Below are 21,688 nucleotides of genomic sequence, written 5' to 3'. Positions count from 1 at the left end.
CAGAGAAGGGAAAATATAGTACACAGCGTATAAGATTTAACTCCAATTCTTCTGCTTAATTTTTTGTTACATACTTATAAATTTTTCCCACGGCTTACTTATTTTGGGTTTTGAGACAGGATAAAGTTCGGCAATTCCTTAAAGAATTACCGACTAACTTGCCCAAAGCCTTAAGGTTTTGGGCGCTGCATATATGAAAAGTTAATTTATTGGCGACTCCTGAAAAACTACTAGATTTAGGCAATAGGCAGAAAAGTTATTGCCTGCTTGTTTTACGCTCACTGTTGATTATCAAGGTTAGCAATCGCAAATATAGGTAACTTACTAGTGTGTTCTGCTGAATCTTTCGATGTAAATAGAAATGTAGCTTTTATACCAAAAAAAAACTTCCGTAGAAACAAGTAACTTGTTTAGCGATGAGTGAATGCATAAAAACTGAAAAATTAACTTTATTTTGGCAATACAGATCGCAATCGTAGTGTTTGAAATAAAAGCAGAACATCCTACAAGCTATATATCAAAGCTCTTTTGAATATTTGCTGCTATGCATACATGATACCGTGTGTAGTTATTGGTGTAGTGAAATAAAAAATTAAGTCAGTGATTTCAATCACCAAGTAAAGCGATCTTAATTTAATAAAATGCAAATAGCTCATGGATGTGATGCAATTTAACCATATCCATGACCAGCGTTTACACTTAGTAGCGGAAACTATTATCTGATTTCAGACCAAGCAAGTCTCAATATAAATACTAAGTTTGACAATTATGTATGTCAAAATTTTACAGTAATTATTTTTTTCAATACCAAACATACCCGACCTTTTTAGTCGGGTATGTTTGACTGGTATTTTTACTCGTGTTACTATCAGGCGACAGTGACAGACAAACAGGGAAAGCTAGTTTATGACTCAGGCAATCAAAACCCAAACCCAAACCCAAAGCAGCACTGCCTACTTTCAAGCTTTAAAGTGTAAAGAGTGTGGTGCCGAATATGAACTCAAAGCCAGTAATGTTTGTGAGTTATGTTTTGGACCGTTAGAAGTCAAGTATGACTACAATGCTCTCCGTCTGACTGTCACTCGTGAAACAATTCAAGCCGGGCCCAATTCAATTTGGCGCTACCGTCCCTTTTTGCCTGTTGCAACTGACAATGTTATAGATGTGGGAACGGGGATGACTCCCTTGGTTCGTTCTCACCGTCTTGCCCGTCGCCTGGGTCTAAATAAGCTTTATATAAAAAATGATGCGGTTAATATGCCCACCCTTAGCTTTAAGGATCGGGTAGTATCAGTTGCTCTATCAAGGGCAAGAGAGTTGGGTTTCACTACCGTTTCTTGCGCTAGTACAGGTAACTTGGCAAATTCTACAGCTGCGATCGCAGCTCATGCCGGTTTAGACTGCTGTGTGTTCATCCCCGCAGATTTAGAAGCCGGTAAAATTATCGGTAGCTTGATCTACAGCCCAACGCTGATGGCCGTCAAGGGTAACTACGATCAAGTAAACCGTCTCTGTTCGGAAGTTGCCAATACACATGGCTGGGGTTTTGTCAATATTAATCTGCGCCCTTATTACTCTGAAGGTTCCAAAACGCTAGGTTTTGAAGTTGCTGAACAACTAGGCTGGGAGCTACCCGATCATGTTGTTGCTCCTTTGGCATCTGGTTCGCTGTTTACAAAAATTTATAAGGGTTTCCAAGAATTTATCGAAGTTGGTTTAGTGGAAGATAAGAAAGTCCGTTTCAGTGGCGCTCAAGCAGAAGGTTGTTCACCGATTGCTCAAGCCTTCAAAGAAGGACGCGACTTTATTAAACCAGTTAAACCAAATACAATTGCGAAATCGCTAGCGATTGGTAATCCAGCAGACGGTATTTATGCTGTGGAGTTAGCTCAGAAAACTGGTGGTAACATTGAATCAGTCAATGATGCAGAAATTATTGATGGCATCAAGTTGCTGGCAGAAACCGAAGGCATCTTCACAGAAACGGCTGGTGGTACAACCGTGGCCGTGCTGAAAAAACTGGTAGAAGCTGGCAAAATTGATCCAGATGAAACTACCGTGATTTACATCACCGGCAATGGTCTAAAAACCCAAGAAGCAATCCAAGGCTATGTTGGTGAACCCTTGACTATTGATGCTAAACTGGATAGTTTTGAACGCGCCCTAGAGCGATCGCGTACTCTTGATCGCTTGGAATGGCAACAAGTTCTCGTTTAGTTAGCAGTTAGGAGTTATGAGTTTTTTATTCATGACTCCTAACTCTTAACTGTATTCCTAACTCTTCACTTTGTACTTTTATGGCTGTAACAGTTTTAGTTCCTACGACTCTTCAGAATTTGACTAATAATCAAGCTACTCTAGAATCCAACGGTAGCACCATCGCTGAATTGTTGGATTCTTTAGAACAAAGCTTTCCTGGGATTAAATCCCGGTTGTGCGATGACGAAGGCAAGCTACGTCGGTTTGTAAATTTTTACGTTGATAGTGAAGATATCCGCTATTTAGATGGTATTAACACAGCCCTAAAAGATGGCGATGAAGTAAGTATTGTCCCCGCTGTTGCTGGTGGTTAATACAGAAAACATCAAAGAAAGTAAAAAACTTACCAGATAAACCTTTGAGAAATTAACTGATTTCCCGTCTAAGATTGAGAATCAGTTAAAAACTTAGCGATCGCCTGAGATAATTTGAGAGAGTACCAACGCTTAACTCTTACTTCATATCGTCGCAGAGATGGCGATCGCTCTTACTGACATTCGGATTATTTTTTAGATAGTCATACAGCCAATCACAACCACGCTCCAGTAAGCTATCTAAATTCTTGAGATGATTTAGCTCATCCAAATTCCAGAGAATTATAGCCCCATCAGCACTGCCCAAAGCCAGAGTTTTACCATCGGCTGAGAAATTCGCGCTTAATAAATGATCGCTGTGCCCAGTCAAAGTTCTCATTAAATGACCGTCGCGTGTCCAAAGTTTTACAGTTTTATCATCACTGGCTGTTGCAATCATCTTACCGTCAGGTGAAAAATTCACGCTATTCACCTGATCGGTGTGCCCCTGCAACTTTTTGTACCAGCGAAACTCGCCCTTGTCATCCTGCTTCCAAAGTATCACCGTCTTATCATTACTACTAGTGGCAATCATATCGCCACTAGGTGAGAACTTAACGCTCAAAACCCAACTGTTATGCCCGTTTTTCCCTGCGAGAGTTTTGTAGATGTGAAACTCGCCCTTATCGTTTTGCTTCCAAAGTTTTACCGTGTTGTCATCACTAGCTGAGGCAAGCATCTGACCGTTTGGCGACCAAGCTACAGCCCTTACCCAGTCCTGATGCTTGTTAAGAATCTGAGGTTTGATGCCATCTAGTCGCGATATTATTACTTTGTTGTCCATACTACCCAAAGCGATAAACTGACCGTTGGGTGAGAAATTCAAGTCCAATATCTTATCGCTTTTCGGAAAAAGGGTTCTCAGTAATTTACCGTCACGGTTCCAGAGTTCCACTGTGTTATCATCGCTAGCGGTAGCAATTGTCTGACCATCAGGTGAGAAACTAACGTTATCGCTATGCCCCTCAAGAGTTTTGTCTAAAGTACCATCGCGCTTCCAGAGTTTCACTGTCTTGTCACGGCTGGCTGAGGCAATTATTTTGTCATCAGGTGAGAAATCTACCTGATTAACGCGATCGCTATGACCATTGAGAATACTTACCACACCACTACCATACTGAATCTTCATTGTGCTGTCAGCGCTAGGAGAAGTAGGAATTTGGGCGTTGTGTAAGCAACTGGTATTACCAACTTGCCAAAGTTTCATCGTACCGTCAGCACTGGCAGAAATTAGGATTTTACAGTCAGGTGAAAACCTGACAGCATAAACTCCATTGCTATGTCCTGATAAAGTTGTGAGTAAAGTACCGTCAGGCTTCCAAAGCTTTACAGTCTTGTCGTCACTAGCTGTAGCAATCATCTTACCGTCGGGTGAGAAAGCCACACTATTGATTCCATCTTTATGTGCTTTAAAATTTTTTAAAGGAGTGCCGTCTCGATTCCAGAGTTTTACTCTGTTGTCGTTACCAGTCGCAGCAGCACCACCAGCCGCCGCCGCAATTGTCTGGCTATCGCTTGACCAAGCAACATCCCAAACAAAGTCGTCATAGCCTTCTGTAGTGTGCAAAAGCTTACCATTAGATGTCCAGAGTTTCACAGTTTTGTCTCGGCCACCAGTGGCAATCATAGTACCGTCGGGGGAGAAAGCCACACTATTCACTCCATCTTGATGTGCTTTAATCGTTTTTAATAAAGTGCCATCTGGCTTCCAGAGTTTAAGTGTACTGTCTCGACTTCCTGTAGCAATTGTCTTACCATCTGGCGAGAAATCAATACTATAAACTCCCTTATTTTCGCTACTATTTACTCCATCTTGATATGCTGGCAGAGTTTTTAATAAAGTGCCGTCCCGCTTCCAAAATTTTATGATGCCCTGGAAATCGCCTGAGACAATTGTCTGATTGTCAGGTGAGAAACTCAAACCTAAGACTTTATCTTTATGTCCTTCAAGCGTCTTGTACACGCTACCATCTAGATTCCAGAGTTTTATAGTATGGTCATAACTAGTTGAGGCAATCAACTTACCATTATGGGAGAAAGTTACACCCCAGATTAGAGCTTTGTGTCCTTCTAAGCGATCGCGCTCTACTATCCAGTAAACTGATTGTTGTAATGCCGCTATAACTTGGGTACGAATTTCCGAATCGGTTTTTCCCCAGTCTGTAGCTTGGAGTTTTTTACCTGCTTTAATGGCTTGTTTAAGTGCTTCAAACCTTTGATTTGAGGCAAAAAGAGCTTCTGAAGCTTTACTAATCGCAATTGTCTCAGCTTGTTCTGTCTTTTGCCTTTCAGATTCTGCCCGCACTCCCAATCCTACAGCTATAACTGCCAGAATGGACATTATAGTGACTCCTGCGATCGCAAAATTTAGTTGTCGTTTTGCGTCATTGCGTTGTCGTTTGAGAACACGATTTAGTTCTGCTTCAGCGTGTTGCCGTTGTTCCTTTTCCTTTTTCTGTTCTTCTAATTTTCTTGCTTGTTGTGACTGCCGGATAAAAGATACTAGATAGTCATGAACCAGTTGATATAGGTTAGCAGGGTCTTCAGGAATATTTAACACCAGCCCCGAACCAACTAAAATCTCTAAAACTAGATTTAGTTTTTCTTTTTCTGAGACAATATCTGCTGTTTTTAAATCTTCCGCTAAATTGTCAGAAGTTTTGAAGGGACGAGTGCCTTTCTCGTCTGTTAATAAATATAAAACTACTCTGGCGCAGAGTTCGTTTTCAGAACCACAGTCTTTAATAACTTCTTCTAAAAATCGCTCGACTAGTTTTTCTTTTGTTCCTAACTGAAGATATTGTTCTAAAGTTGTAATTTTATCTGTTTGGAGTTGCGAACCGACGATTTGTAACTCAATCGGGCGTACCTCGCCAAGTTCGTCTGATAAATCTTCTACTAATTGAGCGACTAACTCAGGCTCTAAGTAAAAGTGGGTTTGTTCAGTCAGACTTTGTACAACAGCTTTGGCATCTTTTGAAGAGAAATTTCCTAAATAATAACGAATATCCTTATCTAAAATATTGTTATTAATTGCTCTAAAATTCAGCAGGCGATCGCATTCTAATAAATAATGCAAATAATCTTCTCTCAAACAGAGAATGACCTTAACAAAAGGAATATCCAAACAAAGTTGCAAGAACTTATAAAATTGCTGTCTTTTACTTTGATCTGTGTAAACAAAGAAAAATTCTTCAAACTGATCAAAAATTAAAACTGTTAACTTCCGCTCGGATTTTTTCCGCAAACTTTCACAGATAAATTCTATTGAATTACTAGATGTACCATTATCTGCTAAACATTTTGCCAATATCGCCATCCAATCTGTATAAACTCGTATTACAAGAGGTAATACATCACGCGCATCTATTGATTGTAGTTGCAGTGTTGGTACTAGTCCCCCGTTCAAAATTGAACTTTTACCTACTCCTGACTGACCATGAAATACAGTCAATTTATGGTCAGTCCGGCTCATGCGTTTCATCAACCGATTGACATCTTGTTGACGACCAGAAACAGCAATTTCTTGAGCAACTTTTATGAGATTTTCTCCTTGCACTAGGGCCGGGTTAATTACCTCATGCCGAGGAATTAAATAAGCTGCCCCAATAAAAGCACGAAAACCATATTGATGTTCAATTTTTATTTGCTCTTGCTTAATCTGAAAAGCTGCAAGATATTGATATTCTTGATAATAAATACTTTGTAACCTCTCCAAAATCCGAATGTAAAGCTCTGGATCGTATTGAGGTTTAGTTTCTCTTCTTGCAGCTTCTAAAGTAGTTAAAGCATCTTCCACCTTCTTAAGCTGCTGTAGCGCTCTGGCTAGTGCAAATAAATACCAACCTTGATGATAATATAGCACCAATTCTAAATTAGCTTTCGATTGGATGGATTGGTTCCTAGCTACAATAGAAAGCGCTGTTTCGGCAGCTTGTTTAGCTTTGTCCCAAGCAGACTGAGAAAGTGCTACTTCAGCGATAAATCCATAAGCTCTTGCTTTTCTAAACCAATCAGGATAAGTTTGATATAGAGTTAAAGCTTTTTGAGCAACTGCTTCTAATTCATCCCACTGCTGAAGCTTTTGTAGTACTTCTCCCAAAGCGTTGATAAATTTTGCTACCAAGTCAGGACGATTCGCCTGCTCAAATATTCCGATACATTTGTAATAATAATTTTTAGCGTTCGAGCAAGCATTTTGTTGTTCTGTTAAATGCTGCACGGCGTAGGTACGCCACCATAACCCCAAATTGTACAGTACACAACCTTGCTGTTCTAGTTTAGAACTCTGTTGCAAAAGTGCGAGACTGCGTTCATAATGCTGGCGTGACTGTTCCAGCGAAACCGCATCTCGACCCAAAACAAATTCTAAACTGGCTTCTAGTTCTGCGTCTAACTTTACACCCCGCTTTTGCAGTTCAGCTTGTGCTAACTCAAGTTCTACGCGCTGCGGCGAACCGATTGCCAAGTTGATTGCGGAATTATCGAGAAATTTTCCTGCGCCAGCATCTAAAACTTGAGCAAAAACTGATTCAGCAGTTTGTTTGATAAATTGAACTAAATCAGCAGTTGCGATCGCAAAATGAATTATTGTGGCCCAATTCTCAAAATCTGTCGCTAATCTGATCAGCTTTTGCAGAACTTGGTCATTAACCAGTAACATGACTGGGAACGGGAAGTTTTTTCTAAACTCCTCCCGTACTTGGTTAGCTGAAGTTAGAACTGTATCAATATCTTTAACCGATTCCAAACCAAAAACCATTAACGCTGATGGCTGTTCATCTCCCAATTTTTCACCTATAGACGTGTAAAGAGTTTTCACGGACACGGGTAAGGTAATTTCACGGATTTTAACAGGAGATAGTTGGTGTAGACGTTGTACTATATCTTGACGGAAAGCTGCATAGTTACAGCGCAGCAAAGTTAATGAAAATTCTCCCTGAGAAAGGTTAATTGCTCGCACCAAAGTTTGCAATGAACGTTCATTGTCAAAGGGTAAATTTTCTGGCTCTTGCTGATTACTCATAACATAAATAATTTACCTTATAATAGCCGTTTGTATAATTACATCATCTAAGTAGAGGGCAGTAGGCAAGAGAATAATTTTTGCTAATTTTAAAAGCTGTAGCTGCTCCCGTCACGATTGACATCGCTCCCATCACTACTGACATCGTTCCCGTCACGACTGACATCGTTCCCGTCACGACTGACATCACTCCCGTCACGATTGACATCACTCCCGTCACGACTGACATCACTCCCGTCGCGATTGACATCGCTCCCGTCACGACTGACATCGTTCCCGTCACGACTGACATCACTCCCGTCGCGATTGACATCGCTCCCGTCACGACTGATATCGCTCCCGTCACGACTAAGATGCTTAACGTTATACAATTTTACAAAATACTTGATAAGTAAGTCGGTGCAAACATTTCAAGCTATGTTAATAATTTTAATGTAGGGTGTAAGTAGAACTACTGAAAAAAACCAAACTATGTTAAGCAATGTAAAAATAATAGGATTCAGTTCGTAGTAAGGACTTTAGTCCTTTTATGAGAACTAAAGTTCTCACTACAAACCTTTAATTATTTACCTTGTTCTACTTATTGTCGCGTAGGGCAACGCACATTAATACCCCGATTCATAACCTAAATTCCTTGGCTTCAGCCAAAATCGGATTGACATCAAACCAAGAACCATCTTCATTCCGGTATTCAAATACAAACATACTGCGGAGCAAAAGTTCGTATCTTTCGTGACCTCTCAAGCTTTTCTCTTGCGTCACCTCACGTAGTAATTCCCATTCATCGGGCGTAATTGCCAAAGTTAGCTCATTGCGGCGTTGTTTTATCACCCTATCCACACATTCCCGCGACAGAGGTGGGTCTTCTTGCTGAAGACAGCGAAATAATAACATCAGCAAATTACGCAAATGACCGCCGCTAACTCGGCAAAGTCGCTCTAAAGTATCAGGACTATCAAAAACCTCGGTAATTAAATTTTGACTTTGTTCCCAACTGACACCAGGAAAAGCCCTCGTCATAACCATCTGTTGCAGTAGCGTGATTCCTTGTGAAAATTGCGAACCATCTTGCAATTGCACAGGAACCATCGGCAAAACCTTGGGGTCTACGCCAAAGCGATTTGTTAACCTTCCTAAAGCGTTGGAAAAAATCAACACTAGGGGAATTGTATAAACAACATGACAATTTAGCTGGTTTAACTGTTCACCACGTTCTACAAAAAGATATTCTGGCTGGTAATAACCCGAAGGCTTCAAAGAATTATCCACTCTGTCGAGATTATCTATAATTACTACCAGTCCTTGTTTACTTTGCTGCTTGAGTTTTTCTATAGCAGGCTTGAGCAATTCTTTGTTAATTGATTCTAAAATGCCATTGGTACGTGGTTCTAAATATTGCCGCAACTGACCGCGAAGTTTAGGACTATCTTTAGTTTTGGCAGTAATTTTGGCAATACCTACAGATAATTCAGCCTCCACCCCAATGTCTAGCGGCGTTTGCAAAAACTCTGAAATTTCGGTAAATAGATTTTTAAAGTATCCTGGTTTAAGGTTGATTTTTATTGCTTCTAGACTTTGACTGACTTCACGAGCTACTGCTAGTAAAATATCTGTAACATCAATATCAGCCATATCCAGGCTTTGGCTAGACTCAAAATAAACCACATGAAATCCCTGCTGCTCTAACTCTGCCTTTAGCCGCAGTAACTCAGTGGATTTACCACAGCCAATATGTCCGGTAAATAATTGACAGGTAGGTTGTTCTGGTGCAAGGCGGGTGATAGTTCGCCCAAGTTCTTCAATAATCTTGGCACCACGAACTTTAGAGAAATCAATATAATATTGTCTATCCTCCGGTTTGCTCACAACCAGAGTTTTACTGGGGTTGCAAGCTTGAAAAAACCTGACTAAATCTAGTTTCATCACAAATCACCTGAAATTAGCCTGATACTCTTGCCATTTCAGTGATTATACAGATGATAAAGCGGCTATTTCGGAAAAAACTTCTTTAAGGCTACTGATTAAGGACTTCCATAAAAAACGTGAGTTCGACAGACCTCTCCCTGGTTTTGCGTAGTAAAACCAGGGAGAGGTCTTTTGGATGGATATGATATGACCCAATACGGTTCAGTTAATGCTAAAACTCTTTGTCAAAGTCAATTTTTTTAACGAACCACAGAGGCGCAGAGGGCACTGAGAGAAGAAAGAAATGCTGTATTGTGATATTACCATTCGAACTCACGTTAAAAAAATATCCAAATAGTAGAGGCGCACAACTGTGCGCCTCTACCTGTAATTTTCTGGCTTTACCAAAAGATGACAAAAGCAAATGTCTACAATTTCAACTTTTCACCCCGAATTGAATAATCTAACAACTCCATCGGGTGAATGACTGAAATATTCTTACCTTGTAACTGCAAATGCTTTGTAATTTGCAAAGTACACCCCGGATTAGCAGAAGCAATTAACTCAGCACCAGTATTCAACAAATTCTGTACTTTTTGCTGACCCAATTCTTCAGCAACTTCTGGTTGCAGCATATTATAAACCCCAGCACTACCACAACATAAAGCCGCATCTACAGGTTCTCTCAACTTCACCCCTGGAATTTGTCGCAATACCTGACGCGGTTGGACGCTAATCTTTTGACCATGCAATAAATGACAGGCATCTTGATAAACTAAATTCAAGGGTTTATCAGTGAGTGGCGACAGTTTCGCTGTTATACCAACAGTTGCCAAAAACTCTTGAGCATCTTTAACTTTAGCTGCAAAATCCTTCGCTTTTTCCCGATATTCGAGGTCATCTTCTAAAATATGACCGTATTCTTTTAAAGTATGACCACAACCAGCAGCATTGATAATGACAAAATCGACATCAGTGTTAGCAAAACTATCAATCATCTGTCTTGCTAAAGCTTTCGCCTGTTCTGTTTGTCCTTGGTGTTCAGGAAGCGCTGCACAACAACCTTGAGATTTGGGAATCACTACTTCACAACCATTCGCTGTTAAAACCCGCACCGTTGCTTCATTAACTGGGGAGAAAAACAGTCGTTGCACGCATCCCAAAATTACCCCGACTCGATAGCGCTTCTCACCTTTAGCAGGAATCACACTAGGCAGATTATCTTTAAAAGATTTGAGGGTAATTTCTGGCAGAATTGATTCCATTGCTGCCAAACGGGGCGATATTTTATTGAGTAAACCTGTAGCGCGAAAGAATTTAGCAAACCCCAACTTTTGATAAACCAACAACGGAACTAATAAAAACCGTAAAAGATTGGGATAGGGAAACAAAGAAAATATCAGTTGACGAAAAAATTGGTCTGGCAAACTGCGGGGATAATTTCGTTCAACTTGGTGGCGAGTTGCAGAAATCAATTTGTCATACTGCACACCAGAAGGACAAGTACTCACACAAGCAAGGCATCCCAAACACGAATCAAAATGTTCTACGGTTGCCGTATTGAGAGCAATCTCACCCTCATTAATTGCATCCATTAAATAGATGCGTCCTCTAGGTGAATCCATCTCCTTGCCAAGCACTCGATAACTTGGACAAGTCGAAAGACAAAATCCACAATGTACACAACTATCAATCAACTTTGGGTCAGGCGGATGACTCTCATCAAACCCCTTCAAATTCTTTAAACTAGCCGTATTATTAACAGCATTTTCTGAAACTTGCATAATTTTCTTTCCCCTCTCTATCTCAGCGCACTCAGCGTCTCTGCGGTTTCTTTCTTAAATTCCAACCACAAACCGCCCCGGACTTAAAATATTCTTACTATCAAACTGTTCTTTAATACGGCGCATCAACGGCAAAGCATTCCCCGTATAACCCCAAACATCTATTTGTTCTTTAACCGCTATTGGTGCTGACAAAATTGTTAAAAAACCACTATAAGCTTGAGTGCGATTGCTTCCAACAGAGTGTAGCTCATCGCGGATTTTCAAAACTTGATTTTTATCCTCTAATTGTAACAAACCCAAACCACTACTAATATGAATTAAACCCAACCCCACCTGAGTCAAAATCTCTACAGCAGCAGTAGGCAACACTCCTATTTTGCAGGTAATTACAGATTCTGTGGCAGAAAAATGTATTCGTTCTTGCAATCTCTGCCATAGACTAGCTTCATCAGCGTCAGCAAAAATTGCCCCATTTAAACCTAACTTTTGACCTACTTCCAAAACTCGGTTTGACTGTTCTTTAACACTCTCACTAATACTCTGAAAACGGGCAATTAATCCCAGTCCTTGACCCAAACCTAAGCTAGACACCAATTTAGTTGATAGCAAATCAGCCTGAACTGGTGTTAATGCCGAACCTCGAAGGATATCAGCCGCTTGGGATACAGCCTCGGCACTACCAGTTAGTACCACCGTTCCCGATGCCTCTGATAGCGGATACACACGGAAAGTCAGTTGACTAATCAAGCCTAATGTCCCATAAGACCCAGTAAGCAACTTCATCAAGTCATATCCGGCAACATTTTTAACTACTCTTCCCCCAGCTTTGGCGATTTCTCCATCAGCACGGACAAAGGTAACACCTAGTAACTGGTCGCGCACACTACCATAACGTTGCCGCAGAGAACCTGTATCACCTGTGGCGACAATACCGCCAATGGTTGCTGACTCCGGTGCTGTGGGGTCAAGGGCGAGAAATTGCCGCGATTTTGCCAAAAGTGCCTGGAGATCCGAGAACTTCATTCCAGCTTCGACTGTGACAGTCAAATCGCCAACAGCGTGTTCAATCAGTTGGTTGATGCGTTCTGTGCTAACTACGACATCAACGCCCTTAGCTAAACCACCCCAGCTAAGTTTACTGCCACTACCACAGGGTAGGACGCGCCAGTTGTGACTGTGAGCTTTGGCGATGACTGCGGCTAGTTGCTGTTGGGTGCGGGGATAGACGATACAAGTGGGAGGTTTGCCAGAAGTTACAGCCTGTTGGATACGTTTTTGCTGGCCTATTTCGATATTTTCCCAAAGGCAAACAGCATTTTCTTCGCCGATAATAGATGCAAAATCAGTAGCGCACACGCCTTGCGGCTTGTCGTTAGATATCGCTTTCATTGAGTTTATTTTTTTACGCTCTATCTCTAATTTACTGGCTAACCTGACCAAAAAAGCGTATTGCCATTAATATACGGTGGCTGTAGATGCCTAGGTTGGGCTGCGCCAACACGAACCACGCTACTCATTTGCGATAAACAACGCTTGTAACGAATGATTTACTGATATTACCAACCTAATAAAATATTAAAATTGTATTAAATGTTTACTTAATTGCCTAAACAGTCTTAACTGCCCTTGCATTTTCATTAAAAGAGTAAGAGTATGTTTATAGAAAATTACTTTAATTTTCCTTAACCATTAAGTTGATCTAAATACATAACTTCTTCGCACTCTACTTAATGGTTAAGTTTGCTTTTTTCTCATTGATTCAATAAAGCGGAACCGAAAGATTAGACAATCCATTCTAAAACTAGAATTTCAGGTGGAATGAAACCATGAATATATTTAAGTACATCAAAAAGGTGATCGTTTTTGCCCTGGTTGTGTTTAGTTTGAGTTTGGCGCTTCAAAGCCCTAGCTATGCGGCAGCTTTAGAAGGAAAATGGAAGCTTACCTCCTTAAACAATTCTCCTGTTCCCGAACAGTTTAACATTACAGTCGCCTTTGATCCTAATGAAAGCAGAATCACAGGTAATGCAAATACAGGCTTTGCACCCGTGCCATATTTTGGCTCTTATAAATCGACAGAGAATACAGTCGAACTACTAGGGCCTGTAATAAAACCACTTATATATCTTGGTGAAGAGGGGGAGAAATATTTTTCTACACTAAATTCAGCCGAGTCTTATGATATACAAGATCAAAAGCTAACAATTACCGACTATTTCGGTAAAAAGTTGAGCTTTGTTAAAGCTGAATAAACTTATGATGTTCTTGTAAGCGGTTCCACATTTAAATTGCATATACTGGGCGGGCAGGATGCACACCCCACAAGAGTTATTTATATTTAATTCGATTATGCAAATTAGATGTTTTTTAGCTTATTAAGAGCGATCGCGCTTTGGTTGAGTAAGGTGTTAGCCTTATCCAACCTATTTTATTGGGAACTTTCTTATATCTTGACGGCAATTTTAAAATCTCAAAAGAAAAAGTAGTAGATTAGTTAAATTAACTAATCTACTACGGGTAGAGTTAGGAGACAATTTTGATATCTATAGCAATCCTAAATTAGTTGTAAAAATTATTTTTTAAACTTAGAAGCAAAGTTGTGAGACAGTCAGGTTGTTATTTTAATAGAATTTTATGCTAATTTGATTAACTTTTAAAAAAGGTAGCAGATGGGGAGAAATTACCCGTCTGCTACAAGTAAACGGAGGTATAAACTTGATTATTTAATTGGCATGAACCAATTCTTGAGGCGCGGCGGCATCATAAGCTACAGCTTTAACAAATTCTTTGAGGACATCTTTGAGCCTTTGGTCAATTTCTTCATCTAAGATGACACTGTTATCGGCTTGCCGTTGAATTTGTTTGTCTACTGCATAAACAGTAGCTAAGATATGCCGCGCTCCTAATTCAGATAATACAGGTTTTAGAGCATATTCAATTGCCAATAAATGAGCGATCGTTCCACCAAGGGCAATTGGTAATACGGGTTTACCTGTCAATGATTTTTGTGGGAGCAAATCTAGAAATGTCTTCAGCACTCCTGTGTAAGCAGCCTTGTAAATGGGGGTGGCAATAATCACACCATCTGCCTTTGCTAATAAAGCTTTTGGCTGTTCTAAAGCAGGGCTATCGTATCGTCCAAAAACTAAATCTTCAGCAGGTAAATCCCGAACTGAAATAATGTCTACATGCAAGCCTTCTTGTTGTAAAAGCTTGGCGCTGTATTCTACCAAACCATAAGTTCTAGATGGATGGGTTGGGCTACCTGCGATCGCTAAAATATTTGTCATTCAATTAAACTCTTATGTATTAATGGGAATAAGGAATGGGGAATAACCAATAACCTAAACTTTACTAGGATATGGATGTGGCTTTCTCTTTATGCTGCTTAGGGAAATCTTCATTTGCTACAATCTCGCCAAATGGACTCAAGACATGTTGCTTCTCTACTGCTGGCAGATTTTCTAAGGGCAAATGGGGAAATAGAAGTTCTGCGACTCGATAAGCTTCTTCTAGGTGGGGATAACCAGAGAGAATAAAGGACTCAATACCTAAATCTGCATATTCCAACATTCTGGCCGCTATGGTTTGAGGATCGCCTACTAAGGCTGTTCCCGCACCACCCCGCACCAAACCAACTCCTGCCCAGAGGTTCGGACTAATCTCTAAAGCCTCACGATTCCCGTGGTGTAATTGAGTCATCCGTTGTTGTCCAACTGAATCCATCCGGGCATAAGCTTTTTGAGCTTTAGCGATCGCTTCGTCATCGACATATTTAATTAAATCATTGGCTGCATCCCAAGCCGCACTCTCGGTTTCGCGCACAATCACATGTAAACGAATCCCAAACCGCAAAGTCCGGCCTTCTGTTTCTGCAAGTCTGCGAACTAATGAAATCTTCTCGGCTACTTGCGCCCGTGGTTCGCCCCAAGTCAGGTAGACATCTACGTGCTTTGCAGCAATTTTTTGAGCAACAGGAGAGGAACCGCCAAACCACAAAGGTGGATATGGCTTCTGAACAGGTGGAAACAGCAGCTTACCATCTTGAATATTGAGATAATCGCCCTGAAGATTGGCTTGTTCTCCACTAGCGATCGCTCGCCATACTGTCAAAAATTCATCTGTTAATTCATAGCGCTGATCGTGATCCAAATGCAAGCCATCTCCCGCCAACTCTACGGGATCGCCTCCTGTCACGACATTAATCAGCAAGCGTCCTCCAGAGAGACGATCAAAAGTTGCCGCCATCCGCGCCGCTACTCCAGGGGATACTAAGCCGGGACGAATTGCCACCAAAAAACGCATCTGTCGTGTCAGCGATACCAGCGTTGACGCTACAATCCAAGCATCTTCGCAAGAACGTCCCGTGGGCAGCAATGCCCCTGTATAACCAAGGTCATCCACCGCTTGGGCAATCTGCCGCAGATAAGGAAAGCTTACTGCCCTTCCACCTGTAGCAGTTGCAAGGTAACGTCCGTCGCCGTGGGTTGGGATGAACCATAGTAGCTGCATGAATCCTGTCCTTTTAAACTACGGTAAAACGATAGAACTACCGTGCTTTGTTTATAGATGTAGAGTATCACATATTCTACAAAAGCCCGCAAGAAGTTTTTTTAGAAACTCCGGTATTCCGATCAAACCAATGTATATTAAGCTGTGTTCAATAATATAGCGATCGCAAAGATTGGAAATCGGGAATTGGGTATGGTTATTTTCCTTGCCCCCTTTTCCATCTCATTCCCTGATATCCCCTTGCTCCTTAGCCCTCTTACTGTCGTCTCTAAACGGAAATAAATTGGAGTTCAGATGTGGTGAGGTCGCGCCATTGACCCAATTGTAAGTCATCTAATCGTAGGTGGGCTATGCTGACCCTAACTAGTCGCAAAGTTGGAAACCCAACAGCCGCAGTCATGCGCCGGACTTGACGGTTTTTTCCCTCTGTCAAAGTCATTTCCAGCCAAGCTGTCGGTACATTTTTGCGAAATCTAATTGGCGGAGTGCGTTCAGGTAGCTCTGGCTCTTTTGATAAGAGCCTAACTTGTGCTGGTTGAGTGCGGTAATCTTGAATTTTTACGCCTGTTTGCAACCTTTTGATCGCATCTTCATCTGGAATTCGCTCTACCTGTACCCAGTAAGTACGTTTGTGACCAAAACGCGGATGGGCAAGGCGATGTTGCAATTGTCCATCATTCGTTAACAGCAGTAATCCTTCACTATCCCAATCTAAGCGTCCTACAGGATAGACATCAGGTACATCTATATAATCTTTCAGGGTGCTATGTGTGGGAGCATCTTTTGTAAATTGGCTGAGAACGCCATAGGGTTTGTAAAAAATAATATATCGGTGATGATTTGTCATTGGGCATGGGGCATAGGGCACTTGTACTGAGCGTAGTCGAAGTATGGGGCATGGGGCATTATTTTTCTCTTGCTCTTCTGCCCCCTGGTTTTATTTTCTAACGAGATTTAAACATTTTTGAGGGGAAATTTGGTCGCTATCGTCGTCTAAGTAAAGATTACGAATATCATCCTCAAACAAGCGAAACCATGATATACGCCGCTATGACGCATCTAATGTTACGTCGATTAGCCCGCAATCATAGTTGCTCAACTGCTTAAGATTTATTTTATAAACATCCTCTAAGAAACTTTGATATCTTGCAGTTTTGCCACCATTTCTGCACGCGCCGAAACCTTCAATTTACGAAACATCCTCTTCAAAGCTTGTTTGACAGAATTTTGCGTAATCCAAAGTTTTTCCCCAATTTCTGAGTTTGTTAACCCCTGCGCTACTAACTCGGCAATTTCTAACTCACGCGCTGTTAGAGGACTTACTAAAAGGGAATTGGATATTTGTGGTTTTGTCGTCCGTAAAGTCGCCATTTTTGCTGATAAATGGATACATAATGCACTCAGATCAGCCAGATCGTTGCCATTAAAAGCAGGATTTCCCTTATCACGAGCCAAGTTAAGTGTTCCTACAAGACGACCATCGCAAACAATTGGCCCAGTCATTACGTGTTCGTGATCAGAACGCGAGCAAAAATGCTTCCAGTCTCCTGGTGATAATAATAACTGCTCATGGGCGGGAGCGTGACGCTCAACCACGTAGCGCCCGACTGGATTGCTTTCTAAGCATACTGCCGGAATACCCTGAACATCGATTTGGGCCGTTGGCTGATCGTCTAGGAGATAAATACCCCAATTTTGCACACCAAAATGCTCACCAATTTTATCCGTGAGAGCTAGCCTTAATTCTTGCTCATTTCGGACATTGGCGATCGCATGAAATATGGCGTGGAGAGAATTAACCATAAGCATAAGTGTACCCAGTTGGGGACTATCCAAGCCTCAACAATTACTTCTATGCTAATACCAACGAAACTAAAACGCTAATTTACAGTAGCGACTAGGAGAAGCACATGACAGTTACACAACTCTCTGCTCAGGAACTTTTCCGGGCTGCTTATGAGAACCGCTATACTTGGGACAAGAATTTTCCCGGTTATACCGCAAATATTACCTTTAAGCAAGATGATAAAGTATTTACAGGTCAAGTTCGCATCAGCCCTAATCTCAAAGCCGAAGTTTTGGGTGTAGATGACGAGCCAGCCCAGAAAGCAATTCATGGTCAAGCGTGGGAGATAGCAATTCACCGCGTTCGCCGCAGCTTTGAAGACACCCACAGCGCCAATACCTTTAGCTATGGCAAAACTGACGAAACTGGTGCGGTTGAGCTTTTAATGGGTGGTAAGGCTGAGGGCGATAAATACAAAGTCCGCAATAATGAAGTGTGTCATGTTCACCGTCTAATCCACGGTACTTTCGTGACAATTGACACCTTCAGCAGCCACGACACCGGAGAAGGCTACTTGTCTCACCGCTATGACTCTGTTTACCATGACCCCAAAACTGGTGAACAAAAGGGCGGTAGAAGCGAATTTGTCGATGAATATGAAAAAGTTGGTGATTATTTTATCCTAAATCGTCGGGAGATTCGTACCGAGACAGCAGGAGAAATATCGATTCAGGAATTTATCTTCTCTGACATCAAATTGTTAGAACCTGTTGCTGCTTAATCTCTATTTTGTAGTTAAAAAATTAGCGATCGCTTTTTCTTAGTTTAAGGATGCGAACGCTTTTTTTTACATTCTGATTGATGAATATGAGGTTTTAAAAAGAGAGCTTGATATGCAAGAATATCGATAGCTGAGTTGATATTGGGCTAAAGGGCGATCCGCTTTACTTATTAAACCTGTAGTATTTAGAGATATTTTTGGTAATATTCCTCTATCGTGCCTACAGCTTTTAATAATGGCGAATCTAACGGCTCAATCCAATCAGCCACTTCACGAGCCAGCCCAAGGGTTGAGATTCCTCCTGATGCTTCAAGTTTACCAATCAGCGTCTTACTTTTAATAGATTCTAGGGCACCGATCAGATTGTTTAAACGCTCTGAATGTTTAAATTCTGGTTGTTTATCTCTACGAATCTGTTCGGCAATCTCAAGAGCTTTATCGAGCAATTTGATGAATTCTTCTGTCTTGTTTTCCATAATTTTTACGGACAACTAAAATCTTTTTCGATGATATTTTGTCCCTCAGACCACTTAATGTTTGGATCTCTTGTATCTTTAATAAAAGTCTGTTGACCACCGCCAGGATAGCATTGAGTGGGAGTTTGAGGGGCAACAATACCTTGATAAACTGTCGTTCCTGCCGGCAAAGTAACTGGTTGAATCATAGTGGCTTTATTGCCCCATGATTGATTGAGAGCTAAATTCCTAATTACTTCTACATTTATTTCGTATTTATCAGTTGTTAAATACCTACCATATCTATTCTCGCTGCTACTATAGTAACGATAAAAAGTCTTAGGCTCCTCTAGTTTGACTTCTTCACATTTAGAATTTAGGAAGGTAACGGCAATATCAGATGGTAGAGGACATGAAGAACTAACTTCTTGGGCAAGGACTCGTGGTGAATTGAATACAGTCCGTGGGAATGAACTAACTGAAAAACTAAGAATGCTTAAACCAATACCTATGGAAACAGACTTAAATTTCATACAAACTCTTCCTCCCAAGCTTTTATTGAAATATATAAAAAATGGCAAATTAAGCTTCGTTTCAGTGTAGTGGGTTTGTTAGACCCCTGAAGATAACGATGCCTGCGGCTGTCTGCGCCAACGCTTTTGTGAGCAATGCAATGGTCTTAAATTCGGGTGTGGAATCGGAAAATGCCACGTCTTTTATATTCTCAGGCTTAAAGCAAGGATGCAAGGACAGTTAAGACAGTTAAGTAAACACTTCAAAATTTGAGACGATACCTATGGCAACCCCTTCAGATGCAATACGGTTAGGTTAAAGGGTAAAGGGGAAAGGGACTCATGTTTTGAATACATCCTTTCCCCTTTACCCCTTACCCTTTACCCAGACCACAAGGAAAGTGAAAAATGCTTATCCGAACTGTATTGCCTTCAGGTGTACGCGCAGAATTCCTTGAATTACTTGTTGCACAGCTTCTTTACTCAAGCTGCCATCTACCCGCACAATTCTTGAAGGATAAGATGCTGCTAACTCTGCGTATCCTTGCTGAACGCGCCGATGAAAAGCGATTGTTTCTTGTTCAATGCGGTCTAATCCGATTCCATCTCCCCGTTTGCGGGTTAGTCCAACTTCGACATCGATATCTAGCCAAATAGTTAAGTCACTCTCTAAGCCAGCAGTGGCAATATAGTTAAGCTGATTGATTAAACTCATATTCAAACCGCGACCATATCCTTGGTAGGCAATGGTAGAGTCAGTGTAGCGATCGCATAAAATATATTTCCCTGCTGCGAGATTTGGTTTAAGTTCTTGTTCCACGTGTTGCGATCGGTCAGCAGCATACAATAAAAGTTCTGTCACTTCTGCAACTGGTTTATCCTCTGCCTTCTCTAGTAGTAAGCGGCGAAGATGTAAGCCTAACTCTGTTCCCCCTGGTTCACGAGTGACCACCACAGAAACACCCAAACTTTCCAACCACTGAGAACAAAGCTGCATTTGGCTGGTTTTGCCGCAGCCTTCCACCCCTTCAAATACAATTAATTTGCCACCCATGCTTTTTAAAGTTCGCTGCAATAAACTTGTTCGCTGACGTTTGATCAAGAATAGCGTAAGCTAACCCCAGCCCTTTAGGGCGGGGCTTTGTAGTAGCCCTGAGCTATCCGTGCTGAGATTACAACACAAATAACCCGAACCTCCAGGCAAGCTTACAGATTGCCCCAATAAAGAAATCATCTTTGCACCATTCAAATCAGCGTCGCCATGCCACCCACAGTTACCACATTTGAAACGCTTATCCGACCTCAACCCAATATGCAAGCATTGGTGGCAGGTTTGGCTTGTGTAGGCAGGTGGTACTGCAATCACCTCAACTCTTTCCTTAATCCCTTTGTATTCCAGGAAGGAGCGCAATTGATAGAACGACCAAGAGTTAGACCTTCTGCGCTCAACCTTATTTCTGGGTTGCTGGTTGGTGCGCTCCCTAATTCCAGTCAGATTTTCAATTGCCACAATCGCACTACTAGATTTTGCTTTTTGAATAATGCGATAGCTGATTTGATGATTAAGCCATTGCTGGAATCTTCTCTCTCTGCCCGACAACCGTTGCAAAATCTGCCTTGCCCTGCGGCGAGTAGACCTTGTGCCTTTCGTAGCTTTTTGTTGGAGAGAAGCTCTAGTTTTGGCGTATCTATCTCGAATCTCGTTTATTTGCTTACCGTCCCATTTATCCCCGTTGCTGGTTACAGCGATATCCCTACGCCCAAAGTCTACACCAATAACGTTGGTGGGTTTGAGTGGTTCAGGAACCTCATCTTTGATTTGAATATGAATGTAGTAGGAACCATCCCGATGCTTACACAATTGCGCCGATGTTGGTTTGCTCCCTTTGAGCTTACCTCGCTGGTAGTTGCCCACATCAAGTTTGATATGCTCCCTGCCTTCAATCAAAGTAAGGCTAACAGTCCAGTTTTTCTCTCTAAACGCAAAAATTCTAGCGTCGTAGTCGGCGCTAGTAGGCTTGAAAAATTTAACTGGTCTGTTCTTCTGTTTGGCAGTTTTGCGGTTTGCCCCTACTCTGGCACAAGCCCTGACTGCCAAATTAGCAGACAACCCAAACAAAGAACGCACGTCTTGATAAACAAGGTTTTGAATGGTTGTTTTACTAGTTATATGGGGCTTAACCTGCTCATTGGTATAGTTGCAAGCATCCGCAAACGCCTTCAATATTGCCTCAATTTGGGCAACTTGTTGAGGGGTAGGGTTAAGCTTGCAAACCAATGTCAGTAGTTGTTCCATGAGAAATTTATATCAC

17 protein-coding genes are annotated in these 21,688 nt (G+C 41.4%); 4 read left to right on the top strand and 13 right to left on the bottom strand.

Annotated elements, in window-relative coordinates; genetic code table 11:
* Positions 1–906: 906 nt before the first annotated feature.
* Positions 907–2,217 (top strand): threonine synthase, encoded by a 1,311-nt coding sequence (thrC, locus tag H6G86_RS27065; protein ID WP_190936907.1) that lies wholly within the window; start codon positions 907–909, stop codon positions 2,215–2,217.
* A gap of 80 nt (positions 2,218–2,297) precedes the next feature.
* Positions 2,298–2,573: a ubiquitin-like small modifier protein 1 gene (locus H6G86_RS27060; protein WP_114083352.1), complete on the top strand. Its 276-nt coding sequence runs from the start codon at positions 2,298–2,300 to the stop codon at positions 2,571–2,573.
* 139 nt (positions 2,574–2,712) lie between these two features.
* On the opposite strand, the gene H6G86_RS27055 is transcribed toward H6G86_RS27060, so the two are convergent.
* The 5 genes from H6G86_RS27055 to H6G86_RS27035 all read right to left on the bottom strand — a co-directional run bounded on the left by H6G86_RS27055 (position 2,713) and on the right by H6G86_RS27035 (position 12,719).
* Positions 2,713–7,638, bottom strand: coding sequence for a WD40 domain-containing protein (locus H6G86_RS27055; protein ID WP_190936906.1), 4,926 nt, complete (start codon positions 7,636–7,638; stop codon positions 2,713–2,715).
* A gap of 43 nt (positions 7,639–7,681) precedes the next feature.
* Positions 7,682–7,888 carry a hypothetical protein gene (locus tag H6G86_RS27050; RefSeq protein ID WP_190936905.1) on the bottom strand — a complete coding sequence of 69 codons (207 nt, stop codon included), beginning with the start codon at positions 7,886–7,888 and terminating at the stop codon, positions 7,682–7,684.
* 368 nt (positions 7,889–8,256) lie between these two features.
* Complete coding sequence (locus H6G86_RS27045) at positions 8,257–9,561, bottom strand: P-loop NTPase fold protein (RefSeq protein WP_190936904.1); 1,305 nt, start codon at positions 9,559–9,561, stop codon at positions 8,257–8,259.
* Positions 9,562–9,971: 410 nt separating this feature from the next.
* The gene (locus H6G86_RS27040) at positions 9,972–11,327 is read right to left on the bottom strand and encodes a (Fe-S)-binding protein (protein WP_190936903.1); all 1,356 of its coding nucleotides are present in this window, start codon (positions 11,325–11,327) and stop codon (positions 9,972–9,974) included.
* A gap of 54 nt (positions 11,328–11,381) precedes the next feature.
* Positions 11,382–12,719: an FAD-binding oxidoreductase gene (locus H6G86_RS27035; RefSeq protein WP_190936902.1), complete on the bottom strand. Its 1,338-nt coding sequence runs from the start codon at positions 12,717–12,719 to the stop codon at positions 11,382–11,384.
* Positions 12,720–13,156: 437 nt separating this feature from the next.
* On the opposite strand from H6G86_RS27035, the gene H6G86_RS27030 reads away from it, so the two are divergent.
* Positions 13,157–13,582 (top strand): META domain-containing protein, encoded by a 426-nt coding sequence (locus H6G86_RS27030; RefSeq protein ID WP_190936901.1) that lies wholly within the window; start codon positions 13,157–13,159, stop codon positions 13,580–13,582.
* Between the two features lie 471 nt (positions 13,583–14,053).
* Here H6G86_RS27030 and ssuE read toward each other — a convergent pair whose 3' ends face one another.
* The 4 genes from ssuE to H6G86_RS27010 all read right to left on the bottom strand — a co-directional run bounded on the left by ssuE (position 14,054) and on the right by H6G86_RS27010 (position 17,645).
* Complete coding sequence (gene ssuE / locus H6G86_RS27025; RefSeq protein ID WP_190936900.1) at positions 14,054–14,620, bottom strand: NADPH-dependent FMN reductase; 567 nt, start codon at positions 14,618–14,620, stop codon at positions 14,054–14,056.
* 64 nt (positions 14,621–14,684) lie between these two features.
* Positions 14,685–15,842 carry an FMNH2-dependent alkanesulfonate monooxygenase gene (gene ssuD, locus H6G86_RS27020; RefSeq protein WP_190936899.1) on the bottom strand — a complete coding sequence of 386 codons (1,158 nt, stop codon included), beginning with the start codon at positions 15,840–15,842 and terminating at the stop codon, positions 14,685–14,687.
* Between the two features lie 268 nt (positions 15,843–16,110).
* A complete protein-coding gene (locus tag H6G86_RS27015; RefSeq protein WP_190936898.1) occupies positions 16,111–16,689 on the bottom strand; it encodes an rRNA large subunit pseudouridine synthase E in 579 nt (192 codons plus the stop codon).
* Between the two features lie 281 nt (positions 16,690–16,970).
* A complete protein-coding gene (locus H6G86_RS27010; protein WP_190936908.1) occupies positions 16,971–17,645 on the bottom strand; it encodes a LuxR C-terminal-related transcriptional regulator in 675 nt (224 codons plus the stop codon).
* A gap of 107 nt (positions 17,646–17,752) precedes the next feature.
* On the opposite strand from H6G86_RS27010, the gene H6G86_RS27005 reads away from it, so the two are divergent.
* Positions 17,753–18,409, top strand: coding sequence for a DUF3386 domain-containing protein (locus H6G86_RS27005; protein ID WP_190936897.1), 657 nt, complete (start codon positions 17,753–17,755; stop codon positions 18,407–18,409).
* Between the two features lie 185 nt (positions 18,410–18,594).
* Here H6G86_RS27005 and H6G86_RS27000 read toward each other — a convergent pair whose 3' ends face one another.
* The 4 genes from H6G86_RS27000 to H6G86_RS26985 all read right to left on the bottom strand — a co-directional run bounded on the left by H6G86_RS27000 (position 18,595) and on the right by H6G86_RS26985 (position 21,672).
* Complete coding sequence (locus H6G86_RS27000) at positions 18,595–18,885, bottom strand: hypothetical protein (protein ID WP_114085735.1); 291 nt, start codon at positions 18,883–18,885, stop codon at positions 18,595–18,597.
* Between the two features lie 5 nt (positions 18,886–18,890).
* Positions 18,891–19,397: a hypothetical protein gene (locus H6G86_RS26995; protein ID WP_190936896.1), complete on the bottom strand. Its 507-nt coding sequence runs from the start codon at positions 19,395–19,397 to the stop codon at positions 18,891–18,893.
* Positions 19,398–19,788: 391 nt separating this feature from the next.
* Positions 19,789–20,430, bottom strand: coding sequence for a dTMP kinase (gene tmk / locus H6G86_RS26990; protein ID WP_190936895.1), 642 nt, complete (start codon positions 20,428–20,430; stop codon positions 19,789–19,791).
* Between the two features lie 60 nt (positions 20,431–20,490).
* Complete coding sequence (locus H6G86_RS26985) at positions 20,491–21,672, bottom strand: RNA-guided endonuclease InsQ/TnpB family protein (RefSeq protein WP_190936894.1); 1,182 nt, start codon at positions 21,670–21,672, stop codon at positions 20,491–20,493.
* Positions 21,673–21,688 lie beyond the last annotated feature (16 nt).

This window comes from Nostoc sp. FACHB-133 (assembly GCF_014698055.1).
In the GTDB taxonomy this organism is placed as follows: domain Bacteria; phylum Cyanobacteriota; class Cyanobacteriia; order Cyanobacteriales; family Nostocaceae; genus Nostoc.
This window is presented reverse-complemented; position numbering and strand designations above follow the sequence as displayed.

Bases quoted from the DNA above. Each gene is read 5' to 3' on its own strand.
- tmk (WP_190936895.1), bottom strand. From the start codon at position 20,430: ATGGGTGGCAAATTAATTGTATTTGAAGGGGTGGAAGGCTGCGGCAAA.
- H6G86_RS27040 (WP_190936903.1), bottom strand. From the start codon at position 11,327: ATGCAAGTTTCAGAAAATGCTGTTAATAATACGGCTAGTTTAAAGAAT.
- H6G86_RS27060 (WP_114083352.1), top strand. From the start codon at position 2,298: ATGGCTGTAACAGTTTTAGTTCCTACGACTCTTCAGAATTTGACTAAT.
- ssuD (WP_190936899.1), bottom strand. From the start codon at position 15,842: ATGCAGCTACTATGGTTCATCCCAACCCACGGCGACGGACGTTACCTT.
- H6G86_RS27005 (WP_190936897.1), top strand. From the start codon at position 17,753: ATGACAGTTACACAACTCTCTGCTCAGGAACTTTTCCGGGCTGCTTAT.
- H6G86_RS26995 (WP_190936896.1), bottom strand. From the start codon at position 19,397: ATGAAATTTAAGTCTGTTTCCATAGGTATTGGTTTAAGCATTCTTAGT.
- ssuE (WP_190936900.1), bottom strand. From the start codon at position 14,620: ATGACAAATATTTTAGCGATCGCAGGTAGCCCAACCCATCCATCTAGA.
- H6G86_RS27050 (WP_190936905.1), bottom strand. From the start codon at position 7,888: ATGTCAATCGCGACGGGAGTGATGTCAGTCGTGACGGGAGTGATGTCA.
- H6G86_RS26985 (WP_190936894.1), bottom strand. From the start codon at position 21,672: ATGGAACAACTACTGACATTGGTTTGCAAGCTTAACCCTACCCCTCAA.
- H6G86_RS27015 (WP_190936898.1), bottom strand. From the start codon at position 16,689: ATGACAAATCATCACCGATATATTATTTTTTACAAACCCTATGGCGTT.
- H6G86_RS27000 (WP_114085735.1), bottom strand. From the start codon at position 18,885: ATGGAAAACAAGACAGAAGAATTCATCAAATTGCTCGATAAAGCTCTT.
- H6G86_RS27045 (WP_190936904.1), bottom strand. From the start codon at position 9,561: ATGAAACTAGATTTAGTCAGGTTTTTTCAAGCTTGCAACCCCAGTAAA.
- H6G86_RS27030 (WP_190936901.1), top strand. From the start codon at position 13,157: ATGAATATATTTAAGTACATCAAAAAGGTGATCGTTTTTGCCCTGGTT.
- H6G86_RS27010 (WP_190936908.1), bottom strand. From the start codon at position 17,645: ATGGTTAATTCTCTCCACGCCATATTTCATGCGATCGCCAATGTCCGA.
- H6G86_RS27055 (WP_190936906.1), bottom strand. From the start codon at position 7,638: ATGAGTAATCAGCAAGAGCCAGAAAATTTACCCTTTGACAATGAACGT.
- thrC (WP_190936907.1), top strand. From the start codon at position 907: ATGACTCAGGCAATCAAAACCCAAACCCAAACCCAAAGCAGCACTGCC.
- H6G86_RS27035 (WP_190936902.1), bottom strand. From the start codon at position 12,719: ATGAAAGCGATATCTAACGACAAGCCGCAAGGCGTGTGCGCTACTGAT.